Genomic DNA, 21,627 nt, shown 5'->3' on the forward strand with positions numbered 1-21,627 from the left:
AGGGCGAACGCCGGTCTTTAGCGTTCGCCCCAAGGACTCAGATATTGAATAACGCGGCTGTGGCGCGCGTGCGGGCCCTAGACGCGTTACCGCGCATGGTGCTACTCGTCCAGAGCGGAAAGGTCGATACCCAGAGCCTCGGCCATCTCGTCGTTCTTGACGACGACCAGGTCCTTGCTCGAGAGGTGCTTGATCGGCATATCCTCGGGCTTGGCCTCGCCCTTCAGGATCTTAACGGCCATCTCGCCTGCGGCGTAGCCCAGGTCCTTATAGTTGATGGAGAGGGTGAACAGGCCGCCGGCCATGCACATACCCTCCTCGCCGGTCACGAAGGGGAGCTTATTCTCCTTGCAGATCTGGCCGACCTGCGAAGCGCCCGCGGCGATGGTGTTGTCAGTGGGGGAGTACAGCGCGTCGACCTTGCCCACGGCAGACTCGACGACGGACTGAATCTCGTTGGAGCTCGAGACGGTGAAATCGGTGTACTCGAGGCCCAGCTTGTTGAGCTCCTTCTTGGCGGCTTTGATCTGGACGTCGGAGTTGGACTCGGCGGTGCAGTAGAGCAGGCCGACCTTTTTAACGTCGGGCAGGACCTTCTGCATCATCTCGAGCTGCTCGGCGACTGGGGTGAGGTCGGAAGCGCCCGTGACGTTGGTGCCGGGCTTGTCGTTGTCCTGGACCAGGCCGGAGGCGGCGTAGTCGGTGATGGCACAGCCCACGATGGGGATATCGGCCGTGGCGCCGGCGGCAGCCTGCGCGGCGGGCGTGGCGATGGCATAAATCAGGTTGACGTTGTCGCCCACAAACTTGTCGGCAATGGACTTACACGTGGACTGGTCGTTCTGGGCGTTCTTCTGGTCGATCTTGACCTTAAGGCCGCTCTCCTTGATGGCCTTGACAAAGCCGTCGTTGGCGGCATCGAGTGCGGAGTGCTCGGTGAGTTGCAGAACGCCGATGGTGTAGTCGGAACCGGCGGCAGCAGAGCCGGAACCAGAGTTGCCGCCGCATCCGGCGAGCGGGGCGAGCGCGAGCAGACCGGCGGAGACCAGAAGGCTCCTGCGGCTGATGGTGATGTCCTTCATATCATTACCCCCAGTATAAAAATGGCTGGAAACACTGCACTGGGACAAAGTGCAAGTGGAACTATAGTAGCGCTGATGTCCATTTTTACAACAGCCTGGCGGGTTTTTTAATACAGAATCGGATGGGCGGTACGGGTAGTCGAATGGGCGGCGGAGGGTCTTATGCGGCGGAGGAGGCATCGTCCTCGTCCAGGGCGGCGAAGAGCTTCTTGCCGTCGAGGAGACGTGTGGTGACGTTTCTCATTCGGCCGATCTCTACGGTACGCAACGTGTCATCGGCGCCTCGCGCGTCATAGACCGTTCCCAGCAAATACGAGATGCCGTCTCGTTGCTTGATGGCAAAGGGACGGAGTGTCATCCGTGCCACTTCGACCTCTCCGCGTGCCGTGACACTCGAAATATCAAAACTCACCGTGGTTCCGTGGTCGATGGCCTGCTCGATGAGCTCGCAGGCATCGATGCGCTTGACGGGCGTGCGTGTGGCCTTGGTGGATTTGCCGCCTGCGCTTGGAGCAGGCTCGGGTGCATCGAGGTAGCCGCGAACGTCGGCACTCGCCATGGCGACCAGGTGCTGCGCCATGCTTTTTCGAATGGCGATGGGCGTAGAGCGGTTGCGCATGACCATGCCGTGGAGTCGGATGATCTCTTCGTCGGTGAGCGGACGGGTCAAGAGCCGATACCCCACGCCGCGCTTGTACTCAATTTCGTATCCGGCATGGCGAAGTGCGGAGATGGCGGTGTAGATGCTGCGCCGCGCCGCCGAGATGGGCATGCGGGCGGGGTCGCCGGGATGGGCGAGGCGCCGGATCAACTCATCGGAAAGCATGGCCTTGTCCTCACCGGTGTTTTCGCTTAATAGTTGCAGGATGCGAACGGCGCGATAGGCTGCCATCGAGGCGGCGCCCCTCGTCGTGGTCTCGTAAGTTTCAACAGCGGTTTCGGTCATGGCGCCCACGTCCTTTCCGTTTTGGGTGGCGACGGTATGGAGCCTAGGACGCGGGGCTTTCCCAGGGGTGCAGGACGCCCTGGGTGGTCGGTAGTCGTCGGCAAGCGGCGGGTCGAGTTTTCAACAGCCCTGATCAGCTGACCAAAAACTTGACAAAAGCCTGACGGATGCTGTTGAAAAAAGCGCCCCTCGGCTTGCCGAGAGGCGCTGGTGCGACACGCTGTAACGCGCGGGACGGAGCTGTGGCGATTAGAAATCGGCGTTGCCCACGGTGCGGGGGTGCGGAAGGACGTCGCGGATGTTGCCCACGCCGGTCAGATACATGACCAAACGCTCGAAGCCTAGGCCGTAGCCGGCGTGTTTGCAGGAGCCATAGCGGCGCAGGTCAAGATAGTACTTGTACTGCTCGGGGGCCATGCCAAGGTCCTTGATGCGGGCCTCGAGCAGATCCAGGCGCTCCTCGCGCTGGGAGCCGCCGATGATCTCGCCGATGCCCGGCACCAGGCAGTCGGCGGCGGCGACGGTCTTGCCGTCGTCGTTCATGCGCATGTAGAAGGCCTTGATCTCGGCCGGGTAGTCGGTCACGAAGGTCGGGCGCTTAAAGTGCTCCTCGGTCAGGAAGCGCTCGTGCTCGGTCTGCAGGTCAATGCCCCAGCTCACGGGATAGTCAAACTTGTGACCGGCGGCGACGGCCTGCTCCAGGATCTCGACGGCCTCGGTGTAGGTGACGCGGGCAAAGTCGGAGTTTGCAACGTGGTTCAGGCGCTCGATCAGGCCCTTGTCCACAAACTTGTTGAGCATGTTGAGCTCGTCGGGGCAGGTGGCCATAACGTCCTTAAGAACGTACTTGAGCATGGCCTCGGCGTTATCCATGTAGTCGTTCAGGTCGGCAAAGGCCATCTCGGGCTCGATCATCCAAAACTCGGCGGCGTGGCGCGTGGTGTTGGAGTTTTCGGCGCGGAAGGTGGGGCCAAAGGTGTACACGTCGCCAAAGGCCATGGCAAAGTTCTCGGCATTGAGCTGGCCGGACACGGTAAGGCTTGCATGCTTGCCAAAGAAGTCCTGGCTCCAGTCGACCTCTCCGGACGCGGTGAGAGGCGGATTTTTGGGGTCGAGCGTAGTCACGCGGAACATCTCACCGGCGCCCTCGCAGTCACTCGTGGTGATGATGGGGGTGTTGACGTAGACAAAGCCCTGCTCCTGGAAGAAGCGGTGGATGGCGGCAGCCGCGACAGAGCGGATGCGGAACACGGCACGGAACAGGTTGGTGCGCGGGCGCAGGTGCTGCTGGGTGCGCAGGAACTCGACGGTTGCGCGCTTCTTCTGCAGCGGGTAGTCCGGGGCGCTCGTGCCCTCTACCTCGATGGAGGTGGCAGAAAGCTCGAAAGGCTGGGGCGCATCGGGGGTCAGCTTGACGGTACCGGTGCAAATGAGTGCAGCCGAGACGTTTTGGTGGGCGATCTCGTCGTAGTTGCCGAGCGTCTCGCGGTTCATGACGACCTGCAGGTCGCGGAAGCAGCTGCCGTCGTTGAGCGTGACGAAGCCAAAGTTCTTCATGTCGCGGACGGACTTGACCCAGCCGGCGACAGTGACGGTCTTGCCGCCGAGCGACTCGGAATCGGCATAGAGCTGCGCGATTTTGGTGCGGTTCACATATCCTCCCATAGCGGTTGAATGATAGTTATCCATACAGTTCGATATTCTAGCAGCTCGGCTCATTTGGGCTATACAGATAAGGTATTGACGGGACGGTTTTCAAACGAAAAGCGCCCGCGGCCAGATGGTCGTGGGCGCTTGGCGTGTTGCCTATTGGCTGTACGGCGCAGGACTCGTTACTTGGTCTTAGCCACCAGCAGCGGGTCGCCCAGCTTGACGAGCGGGTTGCCGCCGATAAGCGTTCCAGACTCGCCGACATGGTCGATGCTCTTAAGACGATCGAGCTCGGAGATGATGACGGTCACGATGTCCTCGTGGCCAGCGGCCTTAATGGCATCGCGGTCGAAACTGATGAGCGGCTGGCCTGCCTTGACCACATCGCCCATCTCGACAAAGCGGGCAAAACCCTTGCCGTTCATTTGTACGGTGCCCAGGCCGACATGGATGAACACGCGAAGGCCGTCCTCGGTGATCATGCCAATAGAGTGGTTGGTGACGGTGGTGGCGCCGATGCGGCCGTTAGCGGGCGCATAGATGGTGCCGGTGATGGGCTCGATGCCGTAGCCCTGGCCGAGTATACCCGAGGCGATGGTCTCGTCGGGAACCTCGTTTAGATTGACGAGCACACCGTTAACGGGAGCGTAGATGACGCCTTCGCGGGTGGCGAAGCTTGCTGCGGGCGGTACGGACGCCTCGCCCGACGAGTTGAACGTGGACTTGAGCGAATCGAGCAGACCCATAGATGCCTCCAACGTATCAAGTGCGCATGTGGCGCACGCGTAGTTTTGCCGGAAACGTTTCGTGTGTGTTTACCGGCTCGGTCAGCGTCTCTATTTTACGCTGCTCAACGACGGCCCTGAGCTGGGATTATGTGATATATCAGTTGAAGGGAAACTTATTGCGGATACGTTTCGATGCCGTGCGTCCAAGTGGGGTACGCTTGAAGGCGATACATAACGTGCGCACGAATCGCGCGAAGGGAGCATATATGATCGTCGAGAGCCATGCGCTGTGGGGCGAGGAGCCGACCGAGGAATATCCGGCGACGTTTACCTATATGGGGGCCGAACCGCTGCCCGGCAAGCCCAATGGTCGTCGCCCTGCAGTGATCATCTGCGGCGGAGGCGCGTTTACGCATATCGCTCCGCACGAGCAGGACCCGGTGGCGTTTGCCTTTTTGGATCACGGGTACCAGGCCTTTGTTCTCAACTATGTCACGAGTGGCACGGGTGACGTGAGCTTTCCGCACCCCCAGGCAGATCTTGCCAAGATGGTCGCCACGGTTCGTGCGAATGCCGACGAGTGGCATGTCGATCCCAAGCGCGTGTGCGTTGTGGGATTCTCGGCGGGCGGCATGATTTGCGCCTCGCTGGCAACGCAGTGGAAGACCGGTCCCTTCGCGGCACTTGCCGGGGCGCGTCCGGACGACATTCGTCCCGATGCCGTGGTGCTGGGCTATCCGTTGCTCGACCTTGCCTATGTCCGCGACATGCAGACGCGCGATCCGCGCATCGACTTGCGCGTGCCCAAGACAGGTGGCAAGACGGGACGCGATTTGCTCAACGACTACCTGTCGATGGTGACCGGCGGCGAGGCGACCGACGAACACCTGGCCGACATCTGTCCCACCACGCACGTTTCGCGTCAGATGCCGCCGACCTTTGTGTGGGGCGTGTCCGATGACAAAACGGCGCCGATCGCGCAGGTCTATCCGTTTGCTCAGCGTATGGCCGAGGAGGGCGTCGCTTGCGAGATGCACGTCTTTGACCAAGGCGGTCACGGCCTTTCGCTCGGCAATGCCAATACCGCGGTCGACAACGAGGACAAGCAGGTGGCGGTTCGCCCTTGGATTCGCCTAGCCTTCCGCTTTTTGGAACGCCACGGGTTTTAGTTACGGCGTTTTACCAAACGCCGTAACCACTTGACGCTACAAGCCCGCCAGGGCGGCAATCTGCCTTTCAGCTTCGGTGACATGACCAGAAGGTCAATGTCACCTCGCTTCAAGGCACCTTGCTCGCTCTGGCGGGCTTTCGCTCATATGACCCAATCCGCTGTCAAGAGCCACAATGGCCCCGCCGACCGCTTGCAATCGGTCGGCGGGGCCTGCCGTTAACCCGTCCCGGTCCGCCCCCGGCATGTCATCGACGCCTTCGGCTCAGTCTCATATCCGCGGATACCGTTCTGTCGGCCCGCACTCCATTCCTTCGGCGGGGTTCCCCAAGTCTGTCGAGGCGCATGCGGAGGGCTCCGCGCGCACAGCGAAATAGGGGGTATCCCCGAAGGCCGCCCGGCTCGCCGGGACGGGGGCTATGTCTATTCCGCGCCCTCCCGGCACATCATGCCGAGGGCCCAGAGCCACCTCACGAGCTCGGCCGCGGTGGCCGCGTTGGCCTTCGCCGCGGGCATGCCGCGGGCGAGCATCTCCTCGCGCCGCCGCAGGAGCCGCTCGGACCCCTTCCTCCCGTGCATCCTTATCTCGAGGGGCACGCCCGTGTCCCTCGGCATGAGCTTCGGCTGGTGCCGTGCCGCGGCGTAGCACCATGAGCCCTCAACGGCCAGCTTCCTCACGAGCGCGTTGCCCGCACCGCTGATGCCTCCGAGCCGCACGGAGTCGCCACTCGACCTCTGACTCGGCGCGAGGCCGAAATAGGCCGTGACCTGCCTTCCGGAACGGAACCTCGTGAAGTCGCCGACCTCGGCCGAGAAGGCTGCGGCCAGCGCGAAGGCGCAGCCCTTGATCGACTGGAGGGCGGCCGCCTCCGCGGCGATCGGGCTGGCATCCACGGCTGCCCTGTACTCGGAGAGCAGGTCCGCCCGGGCCTCCGCCGCGGCCTCGACCTCGTTCCTCAGGGCGGCGAGCGCCCGAACCCCGCCATCGTCCTCAGGCCTGACCTTGTCGAGCCACCTCAGGAAGTCGTAGGTCCAGTACTTCCTCGGGTTGCCGGCGGGCGTGGTGCCGCCGTAGACGAACCCCCGCCTTGCGAGGAAGGCGAGCAGCCGCTGCTTGGCGGTCGCCAGGCGCGCGGTCGCCCCGTCGTAGGCGCCGGCGAGGTCCCTGATGCCCTCGACCTCGGGGGAGGGGACCCATACGGGGGAGATGTCGTGGGCGAGTATCGCCTTGGCCATCCTGGCGGCGTCGTTCCTGTCGTTCTTGGAGGCCGAGTCGGCGGCCGACCTGGGGATCTTCGAGACCGCGGCGACGACGCACTCGACGCCGAGCCCGGCGAGCTCCCTTTGCGGGGCGAAGCCGGGGTAGCCGCTCTCGTAGGCCGCGAGCGACGGCCCGGGGAACCCATCCATCCACCCGGCGATCTCGCCCCAGGGGTTGCCGGGGAACCTCCTCGTCACGGCCTCGCCGGTGTCCGCGTCGAGGGCGCAGACGGTGGTCGACCTCAGGTGGACGTCCATCCCGAACGCGGTAGAATGCTTTGGCATGGGAGCCTCCCAACCTCGTTGCGGCGCGGCTGCGCCTATGGCACTTCAACATCATTGTCGCAGCCCCGACCCGCGGTCACGAGCGGGGGCTCCTGTCTTTTTAGTGCCCTCGGATTGGGTCATAGTGTCTGTCCGCGCCAAAACATCGGCGTTGCCATGGCCCAGATGCGGCACTTGGGGACGGTCCTTGCACCGATCTGTCGATTGAACATCGTTGCACGTTCGCGCTATCATGCATGGTTAAATTGGTTAGCCGTGGCAAACGGTTAGCCATGGTGAACATAAATACAACGCCCTGTGGGCGCCGGGGGAGGAACACGGACGTGAGGCTCGATACACTCGAGATTGGAAAGGACGCCGTCGTCGCATCGGTGACATCGGACGACCAGGCACTCCGACAGCATATTTTGGACATGGGCCTAACGCCGGGCACCGAAGTCACCATGATGAAGTACGCCCCTATGGGCGATCCGCTCGAGATTCGTCTGCGTGGCTACGAGCTGACGCTGCGCAAGGACGATGCCGCACGCATTGAGCTCGTGGGTGTTCACGACACCGATACGGGTCCGCGCGCTAACGCCGCAATCGGCACGACGGAGCACCCGGCCCTGGGCGAGGGGACGTATTCGCCCCGTGCTGCCAAGACGGCCGTGCCCGAGGGCGCACCGCTGCATTTTGCCCTCGCCGGCAACCAAAACTGCGGTAAGACCACGCTGTTCAACCAGCTTACGGGCTCCAACCAGCACGTCGGTAACTTTCCCGGCGTGACGGTCGACCGTAAGGACGGCACCATCCGTAACCATCCCGAGGCGAGCGTTACCGACCTGCCCGGCATTTACTCCCTGTCGCCGTACACGGGCGAGGAGATTGTCAGCCGTCAATTCATCCTTGACGAGCATCCCGACGCCATCATCGACATCATCGACGCTACTAATATTGAACGTAACCTGTACCTGACGCTGCAGCTTATGGAGCTCGACCGCCCCATGGTCATCGCGCTCAACATGATGGACGAAGTGACGGCCAACGGCGGCGCCGTGGACGTCAACCTGCTCGAGAGCCTGTTGGGCGTGCCTGTTGTCCCCATTAGCGCTGCCCGCAACGAGGGTATCGGCGAGTTGGTGGATCATGCCTTGCACGTGGCGCGGTTCCGCGAGCGCCCCGGTCGCCTGGACTTTTGCGCGCCCGACGGTCCGGACGGCGGTGCGCTGCATCGCTGCATCCACGGTATTGCTAACCTGATCGAGGACCATGCCGTGACGGCGCACATTCCGGTGCGTTTTGCGGCGACCAAGCTGGTTGAAGGCGACGAGCTGGTGACCGAGGCGCTTCACCTGGATCGTAACGAGCTCGACGCTATCGAGCACATCATTACCCAGATGGAGGGCGAGGCCGGCACCGACCGCCTGTCCGCGCTGGCCGATATGCGCTTTAGCTTTATCGGCGACGTGTGCGGGCGCTGCGTCGTCAAGCCGCACGAAAGCCGCGAGCACGTGCGCTCCGTCAAGATTGACCGCATCCTGACAGGTCGTTACACAGCCATTCCGGCGTTTCTGGTGATCATGGGCCTCGTCTTTTGGCTGACGTTTGGCGTGATCGGCGCGGCGTTGCAGGGACTCATGGAGGACGGCATCGCGGTCATCATCGCCTCGGCCGATGCGGGCCTCAAGGCGTTCGGTACCAACGACGTGGTGCGCTCGCTGGCTGTCGACGGCGTGCTTACGGGTGTGGGCAGCGTGCTGACCTTTCTGCCGATTATCGTCGTGCTCTTCTTGTTCCTCTCCATTCTGGAAGACTCCGGCTACATGGCACGCGTGGCCTTTGTCATGGATAAGGTGCTGCGTCGCTTTGGCCTGTCGGGCCGCAGCTTTGTGCCCATGCTCGTCGGTTTTGGCTGCACCGTGCCGGCCATCATGTCGACGCGCACGCTGCCGTCCGAGCACGACCGCAAGATGACCGTCATGCTCACGCCGTTTATGAGCTGCTCGGCCAAGCTGCCGGTTTACGGCTTGCTGTGCGGAGCATTCTTCCCGCAGGCGACGGTCCCCGCCATGGTCTCGCTCTATCTGATCGGTATCGTGGTCGGCTGCATTGCCGCCCTGGTGCTCAACCGCACGGCATTTAAGGGCGACCCGGTGCCGTTTATCATGGAGCTCCCCAATTACCGCCTGCCGAGCGTCAAGACGACGGTGATGCTGGCATGGGATAAGGCCAAGGACTTCATCACCAAGGCCTTTACCATCATCTTTGCCGCCACCGTGGTCATCTGGTTCCTCCAGACGTTTGACATCCGCTTTAATGTGGTCGCCGATCAGTCGCAGAGTCTACTTGCCGGTCTGGGTAGCATCATCGCGCCGGCGTTGGCGCCGCTTGGCTTTGGCGACTGGCGTGCATCCACGGCGCTCGTCACCGGACTTATCGCCAAGGAGAGCGTCATCTCGACCCTCACCGTGCTTTTGGATGCAACGTCACCCGCGGCGCTGTCGACCATGTTTTCGCCGTTTACCGCCTACGTGTTCTTGGTCTTTACGCTGCTGTACCCGCCCTGCGTGGCGGCAATCGGTGCCGTCAAGAGCGAGTTGGGCGCGCGCTATGCCGTTGCCGTGTTCGCGTTTCAGGTGATGGTCGCCTGGATTGTGGCGTTTGTCGTGCATTCGGCGGGCATATTGCTGGGGTTGGCTTAGCTATTTATTGACGGCGCAACCTCTGTGTATTGAGTTGTTGATTGCGGCCCCGCATCTGTACTGACGGATGCGGGGCCGTTGCTATATAATCGCCCACCGCCCAAGACAATCGGAGAGGTTTCCTACATGACTCAGGCAAGACAAGATGGCATCTCGCTCAAGCAGTGGCTCCCGCTTATCGGGCTCGCCTGCTGCGCGTTCGTGTTCAACACATCGGAGTTCATGCCCATCGGCCTTCTGACTGATATTGCCGTATCGTTCTCGCTCACCGAGGCCCAGGCAGGCATCATGATTTCGGTCTACGCCTGGGGCGTCATGCTGCTGTCGCTGCCGCTTATGGTGTTTGCCTCGCGCTTTGAGTTCAAGCGTATGCTGCTCGGCGTGCTCGCAGTGTTCTCTCTGGGTCAGTTCCTGTCCGCCGTGGCGCCCACCTATCCTATTTTAGTCTGTGCACGCCTGGTGGTCGCTTGCGCACATGCCGTGTTCTGGTCGGTCGCCTCGATTATGGCCTCGCGCCTGGTCGACACCCGTCACGGGGCGCTCGCCATCAGCATGATCGCCACGGGCTCGTCCATCGCGCAGATCTTTGGCCTGCCGATCGGCCGCGCCATCGGGCTGGCTGTGGGCTGGCGCATGACATTCGCTGTGGTCGGGGCCTTCTCTGCCGCCGCGGTGGTGTACCAGGCAGCGGTGTTCCCGGCCATGCCGGCGGGTGAGCGCTTTGCCGTTAAACAGCTGCCCGAGCTGCTCAAGAACCCGTTCCTCATCGCGCTCTACGCGGTCACGGTTTTTATGGCGACCGGCTATTACACAGGCTACAGCTATATCGAGCCCTTCCTGGCGCAGGTCGCGCACGTCGATGCGGGCGCCATTACCATGACGCTGACGGCGTTTGGCTGCTCCGGTCTGGTGGGCAGCTGGCTGTTTGGCCGCCTGTTCGACGGGCATCGCTTCCCGTTTTTGGCTATCACGCTCTCCGGCGTGCCAGCGGCCCTGCTGCTCATAGGTTCGGCCGCATCGTCGCTCGCAGCAGTGCTTGCCGTCTGCGTGCTGTGGGGCTGCTGCGCCACGGCCTTTAACGTGGCATTTCAGGCCGATCTTATCAAGTACACGCCCGCGGATTCGTCGGCTGTCGCCATGTCGATCTTCTCGGGCCTGTTTAATCTGGGTATCGGCACGGGCACCGCGATCGGCGGCGCCGTGGTTTCGGGCCCCGGTATCGCCTGGATCGGCTTCGCGGGCGGGGCGATCGCCGTCGTGGGCGTCATCCTCGCCATCACGGTGATGTTCCCGGCCATCCGTCGCGCCAAGCCCGTCGCCTAATCACCTTTCCTCATCAGTTGCGGTGGAATAGTTCCTGTTTAAGGCTTCTGAAGGCCCAAGCAGGAACTATTCCACCGCAACTTATTTTGGGGAAGAGGATGCAAGCCGGGCATACAATGGATGTCGTTGTGTTGAGCTTACCGGGAGGCTGCTATGTGGGCATACGAGACGACGTTCTATCAAATCTATCCGCTGGGCTTTTGTGGAGCTCCGCGCGAAAACGCCGCGCCCGTTGCCGAGGATGAGCTTGCCCAGGCTGCCAACGACGCGCCCAACCCCGATGCCCCCATTATGAAAATCGCCCAATGGGCCGACTACCTGCAGGAACTCGGTATTGGCGCTGTGCTCATCAACCCACCGCTCGAGTCCGATAGCCATGGCTACGACACGCGCAGCCTGCGCCACATCGACCGTCGCCTGGGTGGGGACGCCGACTTTGCCGCCGTGTGCGAGACGCTGCATGCCCACGGCATCCGCGTGGTGCTCGACGCCGTCTTCAACCACGTCGGTCGCGGCTTTTGGGCCTTCCGCGATGTGCAGGAGCGCAAGTGGGACTCGCCCTACAAGGACTGGTTCCACATCAGCTTTGACGGCGACTCGTGCTACGGCGACGGCTTTTGGTACGAGGGCTGGGAAGGCCATTTTGAGCTCGTGAAGCTTAACCTGCAAAACCCCGCCGTGGTCGATTACCTGCTCGAGTCCGTGCGCCGTTGGGCCGAGGTCTTTGGCGTCGACGGCCTGCGCCTGGACGTCGCCTATATGCTCGACCGCGACTTTATGCGCCGCCTGCACGCCTTTGCCCGTGAGCTCAAACCCGATTTTGTGCTGATCGGCGAGACGCTCCACGGCGACTACAACCAGATCGTCAACGACGAGATGCTCGACTCCTGCACCAACTACGAGTGTTACAAGGGACTGTACTCCAGCTTTAACTCAGTCAACATGTTCGAGATCGCCCACTCGCTGCACCGTCAGTTTGGCGGCGACCCGTGGTGCATCTACCGCGGCAAGCACCTGCTGTCGTTTGTCGACAACCACGACGTGCCGCGCCTGGCGAGCATCCTCACCGACAAGTCGTGCCTGCGTCCCGCCTATGGCATGCTCTTTGGCATGCCGGGCATCCCGTGCATCTACTATGGCAGCGAGTGGGGAATTGCTGGCGAAAAGGGCGGCCCCGATGGCGACTGGGCGCTGCGCCCTGCGCTCGATGAGCCTGCGCCCAACGAGCTGACGGCGTTCATCACACAGCTTACGCACCTGCGCTCGGCCGACGACGCGGCGGCCCGTGCCCTCAACTACGGTGCGTATCGCAACGTGATGATTCAGAACAAACAGCTGCTGTTCGAGCGCGCCTGCGACGACGCGACGGTGCTCGTGGCAGTCAATGCCGTGAACGAGCCTTATACCTTTGGAGCCGGCGAACTCAACGGTTCCTTCGTCGACCTACTTGCCGACGATGCACCCACGGTCGAGCTGACGGGTGCGCTTGAACTTGCGCCCTACGAGGTGCGCTATCTGTTGAGGGCCTAGGTCATGGCGGCGTCAGACGAGGGCTATCAACATATTGAGCATGGGTTTGATCCCGTGTTCGACCAGCGCTCGCGCGTTTTGGTGCTGGGATCGTTTCCCTCGGTGCTTTCGCGCGCCAATGCCTTTTATTACGGCAACCCTCAGAATCGCTTTTGGCGCGTGATGGCCGCGTGCCTTGGTGTGCCTGTACCACCCAACGAGGGCGACCCTTTGGTGGGCGGCGAGCCCGCGACGCTCGACGCCTCTATTGCCGCCAAGCGATCCATGCTGTTGAACGGTGGTGTGGCCCTGTGGGATGTGGTCGAGAGCTGCGACATTAAGGGGTCGAGCGACGCGAGCATCAAAAACGTTGTGCCGGCATATATCGAACGCATCACTGGAGCTGCGCCCATCGAGCGGGTGGTGTGCAACGGAGGTACGGCGGGGCGCCTCTATAAGCGCTATCTACAGGAGCGGACGGGTCTGTCCGCTGTCGTGTTGCCGTCAACTAGTCCCGCTAACGCGGCCTGGCGCCTGGAGCGGCTTGTCGAGCGCTGGCGCGAGGCAGTTGACTGGACCGCACGGTAATCTAGATCCTTGATTGAGCATGGGCGCCGAGGCGTTTGATGATGGCATGCCAGATTGGTGCGGGCACGGCGGGCTTGACGCGCACCATGCCGTCGACATCGACACTATCGGCATCGCCGCCGCCAAACAGCTGCGCATGCTCTATGGAGCAGCCCATGCGCACGGCGCCTACAAGCTTATCCATCGCTTCGGAAAATGGCCGGCGTAAGAGGCCCATACGCGGGGAGTGGCGAAGCGCCGCAATACCGCTGCCGGCACAGATGACAACGCCACCGCACCATGGCAGGTCACGTAGAATACATGCCCGGTACAGGTGGTCGAGGACTTCGTCCGCCTGCTTGTTGTTTTTTGACAGGGCCTGGACGACGACATAGACGCGTGTCTCTGTATCCCCGAAGCGATCGAGTATCTGCTCGACAGCGATCATCGCCTCATCATCAAATGCATCATCAACAGCGAACACCATGCCATCGACTACACCGGCATCATCCGCCTCCAAATCGACCGAACGGGGGAGCGCGGTGCCGGAAAGCTGAGCATAGGCGGCGATGGCATCCTGCAGGTCCCAAAGCAAAAACTCAAGATCGGCGCTCTCGGGAATACTGATATATGCAATGGTTTGCAACGTTTTTGGTACATCGCCGCGTGCAGTTGTCTCCATGCCGCCTCCTTTCCGGTTGGTTTCCGTTTAGGTTACACCGTCTGGTGGCGCGCGGGCGCGCTATCCTAGTGCAACCCTTACGAAAGGAATGCCATGCGACTGCCCATGAACACCTCGCTTGCCACGCTCAAGCCCTCCGGTATCCGCCGGATCAACGCACTCGCCGCCCAGCATCCGGGGTGCATCGCGCTCGCGCTTGGCGAGCCCGATTTTCCCACGCCCGATGTGATTAGCGCCGAAGTGACTGCTTCGTTGGACCGCGGTGACACGCACTATCCGCCGAACAACGGCCGTCCCGCCCTGCGCGAGGCGCTGTCTACCTACATGGGAGACGCGGGCCTTACGTTTTCGGCCGACGAGGTCATCCTGACCGACGGCGCGACCGAGGCCCTGTCGGCAACATTTATGGCCATGCTCAACCCCGGCGACGAGGTTATTATCCCCACGCCAGCCTTTGGCCTGTACGAGAGCATCGTCGTGGCCAACCACGCCAAAGCGGTCTTTTTGGATACGGAGCCCGCGCAATTTCAGATTGACGAGGAAGCGCTTCGCGCCTGCGTGACGCCGGCGACTAAGGCCATCGTCATCTGCACGCCCAACAATCCTACGGGCTGTATCCTCGACGCGGCATCGCTCGACGCCGTGGCACACGTGGCAGAGCAAGCGGGCATCTACGTAATCTGCGACGACGTATATAACCGCCTGGTCTATGTGGATGGCTATGAGCGCTTTGCCCAGCGCCACCCGGAGCTACGCGAGCAGACGGTGGTCATCGAGAGCTTCTCCAAGCCCTGGGCTATGACCGGCTGGCGCCTGGGCTGGCTCGCAGCAGCGGCCCCCGTCATCGCCGAGATCGCAAAAGCTCACCAATACCTAGTATCGAGCGCCGTCTCCTTCGAGATGGACGCTGCAGCTCGAGCTCTGACCGTCGACCCCACCCCCATGCTCGAAGTCTACCGAGCTCGTCGCAAACGTGTACTCGCAGCCCTAGACGCCATGGGTCTCGACGTGATAGAACTGGCAGGCGCTTTCTACGCCTTCCCCAGCATCAAACAATTTGGCCTAACCAGCGAAGCCTTCTGCATCAAAGCCATCAAAGAGGCCAACGTAGCCCTAGTTCCCGGAAACTGCTTCGGCACCGAAGGCCACATCCGCCTAAGCTACTGCGTCTCCGACAAAGACCTAGACGAAGGCCTCCGCCGCCTGTCCACCTTCGTCTCAACTCTATAGCCACCAGGGACGCAACACATCAGCCCACCGACTTAAGGATTGTGAGTGGGGCGCGCCGCTCAACGGACACGAGGATTCGCCGCAAAGTTACTGCAGCTCCGGCCCGAGGGGACGGGTCGAGATTTTCGTAGATTCCGCACGAGCCGAAGGCCACTTAATGTGGCCTTCGTGCGAGCCAGGACTTGACCGAGCGAAAATCTCGACCCGTCCCCTCGGGCCGGAGCGTATGCAGGGTTTGTGGACGAATCCTCGCGCCCGTTGACCGACGCCGGGGTCCCCGCCATAATACTTTCGGTTCACGCACGAATCCGCTGCCAGAGACAGCCGGTGCAAACGGGCATTGCCCGCGAGCTCAATGGGATATCCCGCCAGCCGAGGTGGTCGAGTAGATATGTCTTCTCGCCCCCGTCGCTCATGCAGCGCGGGGGCTTTCTTTTTGGACATGCCCCCGTCACGTCCTTGTGGCGGACCGTGCCCGGAAAGAATTCGAGGAGGTGTAATTCATGCCCCAGCAGTACAAAATCGACAAGGTTGCAGAGATCGAGTCCCGTATCGCCGAGAATGCCGGTCTGTTCGTCGTCAACTACAACGGTCTGACGGTTAAGCAGGCTCAGGAGCTGCGTCATCAGCTTCGCGAGTGCGGCGCCGAGATGAAGGTCTACAAGAACAACCTGGTCAAGATCGCTCTCAAGAACCAGGAGCAGCCCGAGCTCGACGAGATCCTCGCCGGCCCCGTCGCTTATGTGTTCTACGAGACCGAGCCGGTCGAGGCCGCTAAGACCCTTAAGGACTTCTCCGCTAAGTCCAAGGGTGTCCTTGAGATCAAGGGCGGTATCTCCGACGGCAAGGCCGTTTCCGCCGATGATGTTAAGGCTATCGCCGAGCTGCCCACCAAGGATCAGCTTCTCGGCCAGATCGCCGGTCTCATCTCCGGTTTCGCTCGCGACATCGCTGTCTGCGTCAACGGCGTTTCCTCTGGTCTCGCTCGTTCGATCCAGCAGGTCTCCGAGCAGAAGGCAGCCTAGTTGCTGTTTTCACCCGCGGCGGCAACGCCGCACCCCTGGCGCATTCGCGCCGTGTTTTAACTGATCTCCGTGCATCCGCACGGAAACCGAAAGGACTTAGAAATGGCTAAGCTTACCACCGATGAGATCATCGATGCTCTTAAGGAAATGACCCTTCTCGAGGCTTCCGAGCTCGTCAAGGCTATCGAGGACACCTTCGGCGTTTCCGCCGCTGCTCCTGCTGCTGTTGTCGCCGCTCCCGCTGCTGGCGCTGCTGAGGCCGAGGAGAAGACCGAGTTTGACGTCGTGCTCGAGGGCTTCGGCGACAACAAGATCCAGGTCATCAAGGCCGTCCGTGAGCTCACCAACCTTGGCCTGAAGGAGGCCAAGGAGGTCGTCGAGGGCGCTCCCAAGGCTGTTCTCGAGGGTGCCAAGAAGGAGGACGCCGAGGCTGCCAAGGAGAAGCTCGAGGCTGCTGGCGCTGCTGTCACCCTCAAGTAATCAGGCTTTCTCGCCAGATTCCTTTGCAGACGGGGTTCGCATTGCGAGCCCCGTCTTTTTTGTTTTTCGGTCCCTCGGCATCGGTTGCTCAAACTGCCATGTTCTGTGATTTGCGTCGTATCGGGTGCCCTGCCGTTGGGCAATAAAATTGCACCATTCGAGCAATAATTTGCGTTGACCTGCTGAAGAATTGTCTCTGCCTTGTAGCGACATATAGTTCCAGCGGTAAGATGCTTGGGTATCGCAATTTGGTCTGCGGCTGTGTGCCGCACGCATGGGGCGCTTTTGCGCCTGCGAAAGGATCTTTGAATAACATGAAGGCAATCATCCCCGCCGCCGGTCTTGGCACGCGTTTTCTGCCTGGCACCAAGTGCACGCCCAAAGAGATGCTGCCGGTGCTCGACAAGCCCGTCATTCAGTACGTCGTCGAGGAGGCGCTCGAGCCCGAGGAGGTCGACGATGCCATCATCGTTACTTCTCCCGGTAAGCCCGAGCTACTGAACTACTTCCAGCCTGATCGCTCGCTCGAGAACCTGCTGCGCGAGCGCGGCAAGAACGCCTATGCCGATGCTGTCGCCCACGCTGGCGGTATGCCGGTCGACTTCCGTTATCAGTACGAGCCCAAGGGCCTCGGCCATGCTATTCGCTCTGCTGCCGACGCCGTGGCAGGGGAGAACTTCCTGGTTCTTCTGGGCGACTACGTTGTGCCTAACCGCGATATCTGCGACAAGATGCTCGCCGTTTCCAAGGAGCACGGTGGCGCTTCGGTTATCGCCGTCGCTGCTTGCTCGCCCGAGGAAGTCAGCCGCTACGGCGTTATCGCCGGCGAGCGCGTCGGTTCGCTCGAGGGCGCCGAGAACGTTGCCGATGCCGAGCCGGGCGCTGTCTGGCGCATCGGCGGTCTGGTCGAGAAGCCCGCTCCCGAGGCGGCTCCGTCCAACCTGTACATCGTCGGTCGCTACCTGCTGAGCCCGCTGGTCATGGACTTGCTGGCAGATCAGCAGGCCGGCAAGGGCGGCGAGATCCAGCTCACCGACGCCATGGCCCGTTCGCTCGACCGCGAGGCCATGTACGCCGTCGTCATCGACCCGCTGTCGGGCTACGACACCGGCACTCCCTCTGGTTGGATGGCCACTAACGCCCTCATGGCTGCAAACGACCCCCGCTTTGCCGATGCCTTCTGGGACGCCATCGACGAGCGCGGCGGATTGATGCGCAAGTAAGCCATCGGGCACCGACATTTACGGGCGTGGACCTCGGTTCGCGCCCGTTTTTTATAAGAGCTGCGATTGCTGGCTCTCTGTTCACAGAAAATATATGAACAGATGTTCGATACACATACATCTACCTGCGTGTTTTCTGTCGAAAAACTTTGCTACTCCAAAAACTCAATCGCGTCAAGGCTTTTCTTGCCCAACGGTCGGTACCTGATAAACTATTAGGTTGCGATAACTGGCGAAGCTATGCCTCGCCAACCCACCGAGCATTTCCGTGAAGGAGGAAAAACCTGGTGACCTACGCATACACTGCCACTGAGCGCAAGCGCGTCAGCTTCGGGAAAATCCCGGAGGCCATGGAGCTCCCCAACCTTATCTCTGTTCAAAGGGAATCCTTTGAGCGTTTTAAGGACGAGGGCCTTCGTGAGGCGTTCAAGGAATCCAGCCCCATCCAGAGCCAGAACCATGTTCTCGAGGTTACCTTCGGCGAGCATCAGTTCGGCGACCCCGCGCACACCGTCGAGGAGTGCCGCGAGAAGGATATGACCTATCAGGCTCCGCTTCTGACCGACGTCCGTCTCACCAACAAGGAGACCGGCGAGATCAAGGAGCAGCTCGTCTTTATGGGCGACTTCCCCATGATGACCGATCAGGGCACCTTCATCATCAACGGTACCGAGCGTATCGTCGTCTCGCAGCTCGTCCGCTCCCCGGGCGTGTACTACAGCTCCGAGATGGATTCGGGCAAGCAGATCTACAAGGCCCAGATCATCCCGTCCCGCGGTGCCTGGCTTGAGTTTGAGGTCGACAAGCGCGACCAGCTCATGGTCTCCATCGACCGTAAGCGCAAGCAGAGCGCCACGATGTTCCTGCGCGCCCTTGGCATCGCCGTCACCAACGACGACATCATCGAGCTGCTCGGCAACTCCGATGTGATCAAGCGCACCCTGGAGCGCGACACCGCCCTCACCCGCGAGGACGCCCTCATCGAGATCTACCGTCGCCTGCGCCCAGGCGAGCCTCCCACCGTGGACGCTTCCCGCAGCCTGCTCGAGGGCCTGCTCTTTAACCCGCAGCGCTACGATCTGGCCCGCGTCGGTCGTTACAAGGTCAACAAGAAGCTCAACCTCACCACCGAGGAAGAGGTCACGGTGCTCACCGACGAGGATATCGTCGCGACGCTGCGCTACCTGCTGTCCCTCGCTGCCGGCGAGCAGGGCTTCAAGGTCGACGACATCGACCACTTTGGCAACCGCCGTATCCGCACCGTTGGCGAGCTCGTCGCCAACCAATTCCGTATCGGCATGAGCCGTATGGAGCGCGTCGTCCGTGAGCGCATGAGCTCCCAGGACATCGACGAGATAACCCCACAGTCGCTCATCAACATCCGCCCGATCGTGGCCTCCATCAAGGAGTTCTTCGGTTCCTCGCAGCTCTCGCAGTTCATGGACCAGGCGAACCCCCTGACCGGTCTGACCCACAAGCGCCGTCTGTCCGCACTCGGCCCTGGTGGTCTTGCCGGTCACAAGTCCGGCTCCAGCCGCCGCACCAACGTGCCGACGGCCGTCCGCGACGTTCACAACTCGCACTACAGCCGCATGTGCCCGATCGAGACCCCCGAAGGCCCCAACATCGGCCTGATCGGCTCGCTCGCCCTCTACGCCCGCGTCAACGAGTATGGCTTCATCGAGGCCCCGTTCCGTCGCGTCGAGAACGGCGTTGCCACCGACCAGATCGACTGGATGACCGCTGACGAGGAAGAGAAGCACGTTATCGCGCCGGCCAACACGCCGCTCGATCCCAAGACCAACGAGTTCATCACGACCGATGCCGAGGGCAAGATCGTCCGTCCGCACACCGTGATCGCCCGTACCCGCGACTTCGACGGCTCCTTCGGCGCTCCCGCCGACGTGCCTGTCGAGGACGTCGACTACATGGATGTCTCGCCGCGTCAGATGCTGTCCGTCGCAGCCACGCTGATTCCGTTCCTTGAGCACGACGACGCCAAACGTACGCTGATGGGCGCTAACATGCAGCGTCAGGCCGTGCCGCTGGTTCACCCCGCCGCTCCCTATGTCGGTACCGGCATGGAGCGTCGCGCCGCTCTGGACTCCGGCGAGGTCACCCTGGCCAAGAACGCCGGCGAGGTCATCTTTGCCGACGCCGCCAAGATCATCGTCAAGCATGCCGGCGGCATGGACGAGTATCACCTGGCCAAGTACCAGCGCTCCAACCAGTCCACCTGCATCAACCACCGTCCGCTCGTGCGCGTCGGTGACACCGTTGAGCAGGGCGAGCCCCTGGCCGACGGTCCTTCGACCGATCACGGCGAGCTCGCACTGGGCCAGAACCTCACCGTGGCCTACATGCCGTGGGAAGGCTTTAACTACGAGGACGGTATCGTCGTGTCCGAGCGCCTGGTGGCCGAGGACCTGCTGACGACCATCAACATCACCCGTCACGAGATCGACGCCCGCGACACCAAGCTCGGCCCCGAGGAGATCACCCGCGAGATCCCGAACCTCTCCGAGGACATGCTTGCCAACCTCGACGAGGACGGCATCATCCGCATCGGCGCCGAGGTCGGCCCTGGCGACATCCTGGTCGGTAAGGTCACGCCTAAGGGCGAGAGCGCTCTGACCGCCGAGGAGCGCCTGCTGCGCGCCATCTTCGGTGCCAAGGCCCACGATGTCCGTGACACCTCCCTTAAGATGCCTCACGGCGCTTACGGCCGCGTCATCGACGTCGTCCGCTTTAGCCGCGAGAACGGCGACGACCTGGCCCCCGGCGTCAACGAGCAGGTGCGCGTCTACGTCGCCCAGCGTCGTAAGATCCAGCAGGGCGATAAGATCGCCGGCCGCCACGGCAACAAGGGTGTTATCTGTAACGTTCTGCCGGTCGAGGACATGCCCTACATGGCTGACGGTACCCCGATCGACGTTATCCTCAACCCGCTGGGCGTTCCTTCGCGTATGAACGTCGGCCAGCTGCTCGAGTGCCACCTTGGCTGGGCTGCTGCCTGCGGTTGGGATACCGAGCAGGCCGACTCCGACAAGTACGTCCCCGGTCCGTTCTTCACCGCGACGCCCGTCTTCGACGGCGCCAAGGAGGATGAGATCGCCGAGGTCATCCGTCGCGCCAACAAGAACATGCTCAACAAGGCCACCGCTGCCTTTGGCGATCACATGCGTTCCGAGTTCGTCACCCAGCTTGACGAGCGCGGCAAGACCCGTCTGTTCGACGGCCGCACCGGCGAGGAGTTCCGCGAGCCCATTACCGTGGGTACGTCCTACATCCTCAAGCTCGGCCACATGGTCGACGACAAGATTCACGCCCGCTCGACCGGCCCTTACAGCCTGGTTACCCAGCAGCCGCTGGGCGGCAAGGCCCAGTTCGGCGGCCAGCGCTTCGGCGAGATGGAAGTTTGGGCACTGTACGCATACGGTGCTTCCAACGTCCTGCAGGAGATCCTGACCGTCAAGTCCGACGATACCGTTGGCCGCGTCAAGACCTATGAGTCCATCGTCAAGGGCGAGAACGTCCCGGTTCCGGGTATCCCCGAGTCCTTCAAGGTTCTCGTCAAGGAGATTCGTTCCCTCGCGCTGGACATCGAGCCCATGCACGATGCCGACGAGGACGCCTCCGCCCCTGTGACCGCCGAGGAGACCTCCGCTCTCGACGACCTGGCTGCGCTCGCCGGCGTTGACGCCGACGTCGAGGCCCAGGATGCCGAGACCGCCGAGGCACCCGAGGCTGTCGCCGCCACGACCACTGATAAGGAGTAGTTGACT

General features: G+C 62.0%; 16 protein-coding genes. 10 read left to right on the forward strand and 6 right to left on the reverse strand.

The features are described 5' to 3' along the window. Nucleotides 1-101: 101 nt before the first annotated feature. The 4 genes from DWY05_RS04515 to DWY05_RS04530 form a co-directional block, all read right to left on the reverse strand. Complete coding sequence (locus DWY05_RS04515) at nt 102-1,082, reverse strand: ABC transporter substrate-binding protein (protein ID WP_117583095.1); 981 nt, start codon at nt 1,080-1,082, stop codon at nt 102-104. Nucleotides 1,083-1,242: 160 nt separating this feature from the next. After that, nucleotides 1,243-2,028, reverse strand: coding sequence for a hypothetical protein (locus DWY05_RS04520; RefSeq protein WP_117583094.1), 786 nt, complete (start codon nt 2,026-2,028; stop codon nt 1,243-1,245). Nucleotides 2,029-2,277: 249 nt separating this feature from the next. Continuing rightward, the gene (asnS, locus tag DWY05_RS04525) at nt 2,278-3,681 is read right to left on the reverse strand and encodes an asparagine--tRNA ligase (protein WP_117820786.1); all 1,404 of its coding nucleotides are present in this window, start codon (nt 3,679-3,681) and stop codon (nt 2,278-2,280) included. Between the two features lie 179 nt (nt 3,682-3,860). Beyond that, nucleotides 3,861-4,424, reverse strand: a complete 564-nt coding sequence (locus tag DWY05_RS04530) for a PTS glucose transporter subunit IIA (protein ID WP_117820787.1) — start codon at nt 4,422-4,424, stop codon at nt 3,861-3,863. 248 nt (nt 4,425-4,672) lie between these two features. On the opposite strand from DWY05_RS04530, the gene DWY05_RS04535 reads away from it, so the two are divergent. After that, on the forward strand, nt 4,673-5,575 hold the full coding sequence (locus tag DWY05_RS04535) for an alpha/beta hydrolase (RefSeq protein ID WP_117820788.1): 903 nt from the start codon (nt 4,673-4,675) through the stop codon (nt 5,573-5,575). A gap of 422 nt (nt 5,576-5,997) precedes the next feature. Here DWY05_RS04535 and DWY05_RS04540 read toward each other — a convergent pair whose 3' ends face one another. Next, a complete protein-coding gene (locus tag DWY05_RS04540; protein ID WP_117820789.1) occupies nt 5,998-7,119 on the reverse strand; it encodes an IS110 family transposase in 1,122 nt (373 codons plus the stop codon). Nucleotides 7,120-7,391: 272 nt separating this feature from the next. Between DWY05_RS04540 and feoB the strand changes: the two genes are divergently transcribed. The 4 genes from feoB (at nt 7,392) to DWY05_RS04560 (ending at nt 13,223) form a co-directional block, all read left to right on the forward strand. Beyond that, the gene (feoB, locus tag DWY05_RS04545; RefSeq protein ID WP_117820790.1) at nt 7,392-9,803 is read left to right on the forward strand and encodes a ferrous iron transport protein B; all 2,412 of its coding nucleotides are present in this window, start codon (nt 7,392-7,394) and stop codon (nt 9,801-9,803) included. A 126-nt stretch (nt 9,804-9,929) separates the two neighbouring features. Continuing rightward, nucleotides 9,930-11,126, forward strand: coding sequence for an MFS transporter (locus tag DWY05_RS04550; protein WP_117820791.1), 1,197 nt, complete (start codon nt 9,930-9,932; stop codon nt 11,124-11,126). Between the two features lie 153 nt (nt 11,127-11,279). Beyond that, nucleotides 11,280-12,656, forward strand: a complete 1,377-nt coding sequence (locus DWY05_RS04555; RefSeq protein ID WP_117820792.1) for an alpha-amylase family glycosyl hydrolase — start codon at nt 11,280-11,282, stop codon at nt 12,654-12,656. A 3-nt stretch (nt 12,657-12,659) separates the two neighbouring features. Beyond that, nucleotides 12,660-13,223, forward strand: coding sequence for a uracil-DNA glycosylase family protein (locus tag DWY05_RS04560; RefSeq protein WP_117820793.1), 564 nt, complete (start codon nt 12,660-12,662; stop codon nt 13,221-13,223). 1 nt (nt 13,224) lies between these two features. Here the strand turns inward: DWY05_RS04560 and DWY05_RS04565 are convergent, their stop codons facing one another. After that, nucleotides 13,225-13,884, reverse strand: a complete 660-nt coding sequence (locus tag DWY05_RS04565; protein ID WP_117820794.1) for a hypothetical protein — start codon at nt 13,882-13,884, stop codon at nt 13,225-13,227. A 93-nt stretch (nt 13,885-13,977) separates the two neighbouring features. On the opposite strand from DWY05_RS04565, the gene DWY05_RS04570 reads away from it, so the two are divergent. The 5 genes from DWY05_RS04570 to DWY05_RS04590 all read left to right on the forward strand — a co-directional run bounded on the left by DWY05_RS04570 (nt 13,978) and on the right by DWY05_RS04590 (nt 21,621). Next, nucleotides 13,978-15,114 carry a pyridoxal phosphate-dependent aminotransferase gene (locus DWY05_RS04570; RefSeq protein WP_117820795.1) on the forward strand — a complete coding sequence of 379 codons (1,137 nt, stop codon included), beginning with the start codon at nt 13,978-13,980 and terminating at the stop codon, nt 15,112-15,114. A gap of 503 nt (nt 15,115-15,617) precedes the next feature. After that, nucleotides 15,618-16,139 carry a 50S ribosomal protein L10 gene (gene rplJ, locus DWY05_RS04575; protein WP_117646079.1) on the forward strand — a complete coding sequence of 174 codons (522 nt, stop codon included), beginning with the start codon at nt 15,618-15,620 and terminating at the stop codon, nt 16,137-16,139. Nucleotides 16,140-16,241: 102 nt separating this feature from the next. Beyond that, entirely contained in the window at nt 16,242-16,619 is a 378-nt protein-coding gene (gene rplL / locus DWY05_RS04580; RefSeq protein WP_006235005.1) for a 50S ribosomal protein L7/L12, read from the forward strand. Nucleotides 16,620-16,933: 314 nt separating this feature from the next. Then, nucleotides 16,934-17,842 (forward strand): UTP--glucose-1-phosphate uridylyltransferase, encoded by a 909-nt coding sequence (locus tag DWY05_RS04585; protein WP_117802937.1) that lies wholly within the window; start codon nt 16,934-16,936, stop codon nt 17,840-17,842. A 287-nt stretch (nt 17,843-18,129) separates the two neighbouring features. Beyond that, a complete protein-coding gene (locus DWY05_RS04590; RefSeq protein WP_199409563.1) occupies nt 18,130-21,621 on the forward strand; it encodes a DNA-directed RNA polymerase subunit beta in 3,492 nt (1,163 codons plus the stop codon). Nucleotides 21,622-21,627: the final 6 nt, after the last annotated feature.

This window comes from Collinsella sp. AF23-4AC, from assembly GCF_003462685.1.
Taxonomy (GTDB): Bacteria; Actinomycetota; Coriobacteriia; order Coriobacteriales; family Coriobacteriaceae; genus Collinsella.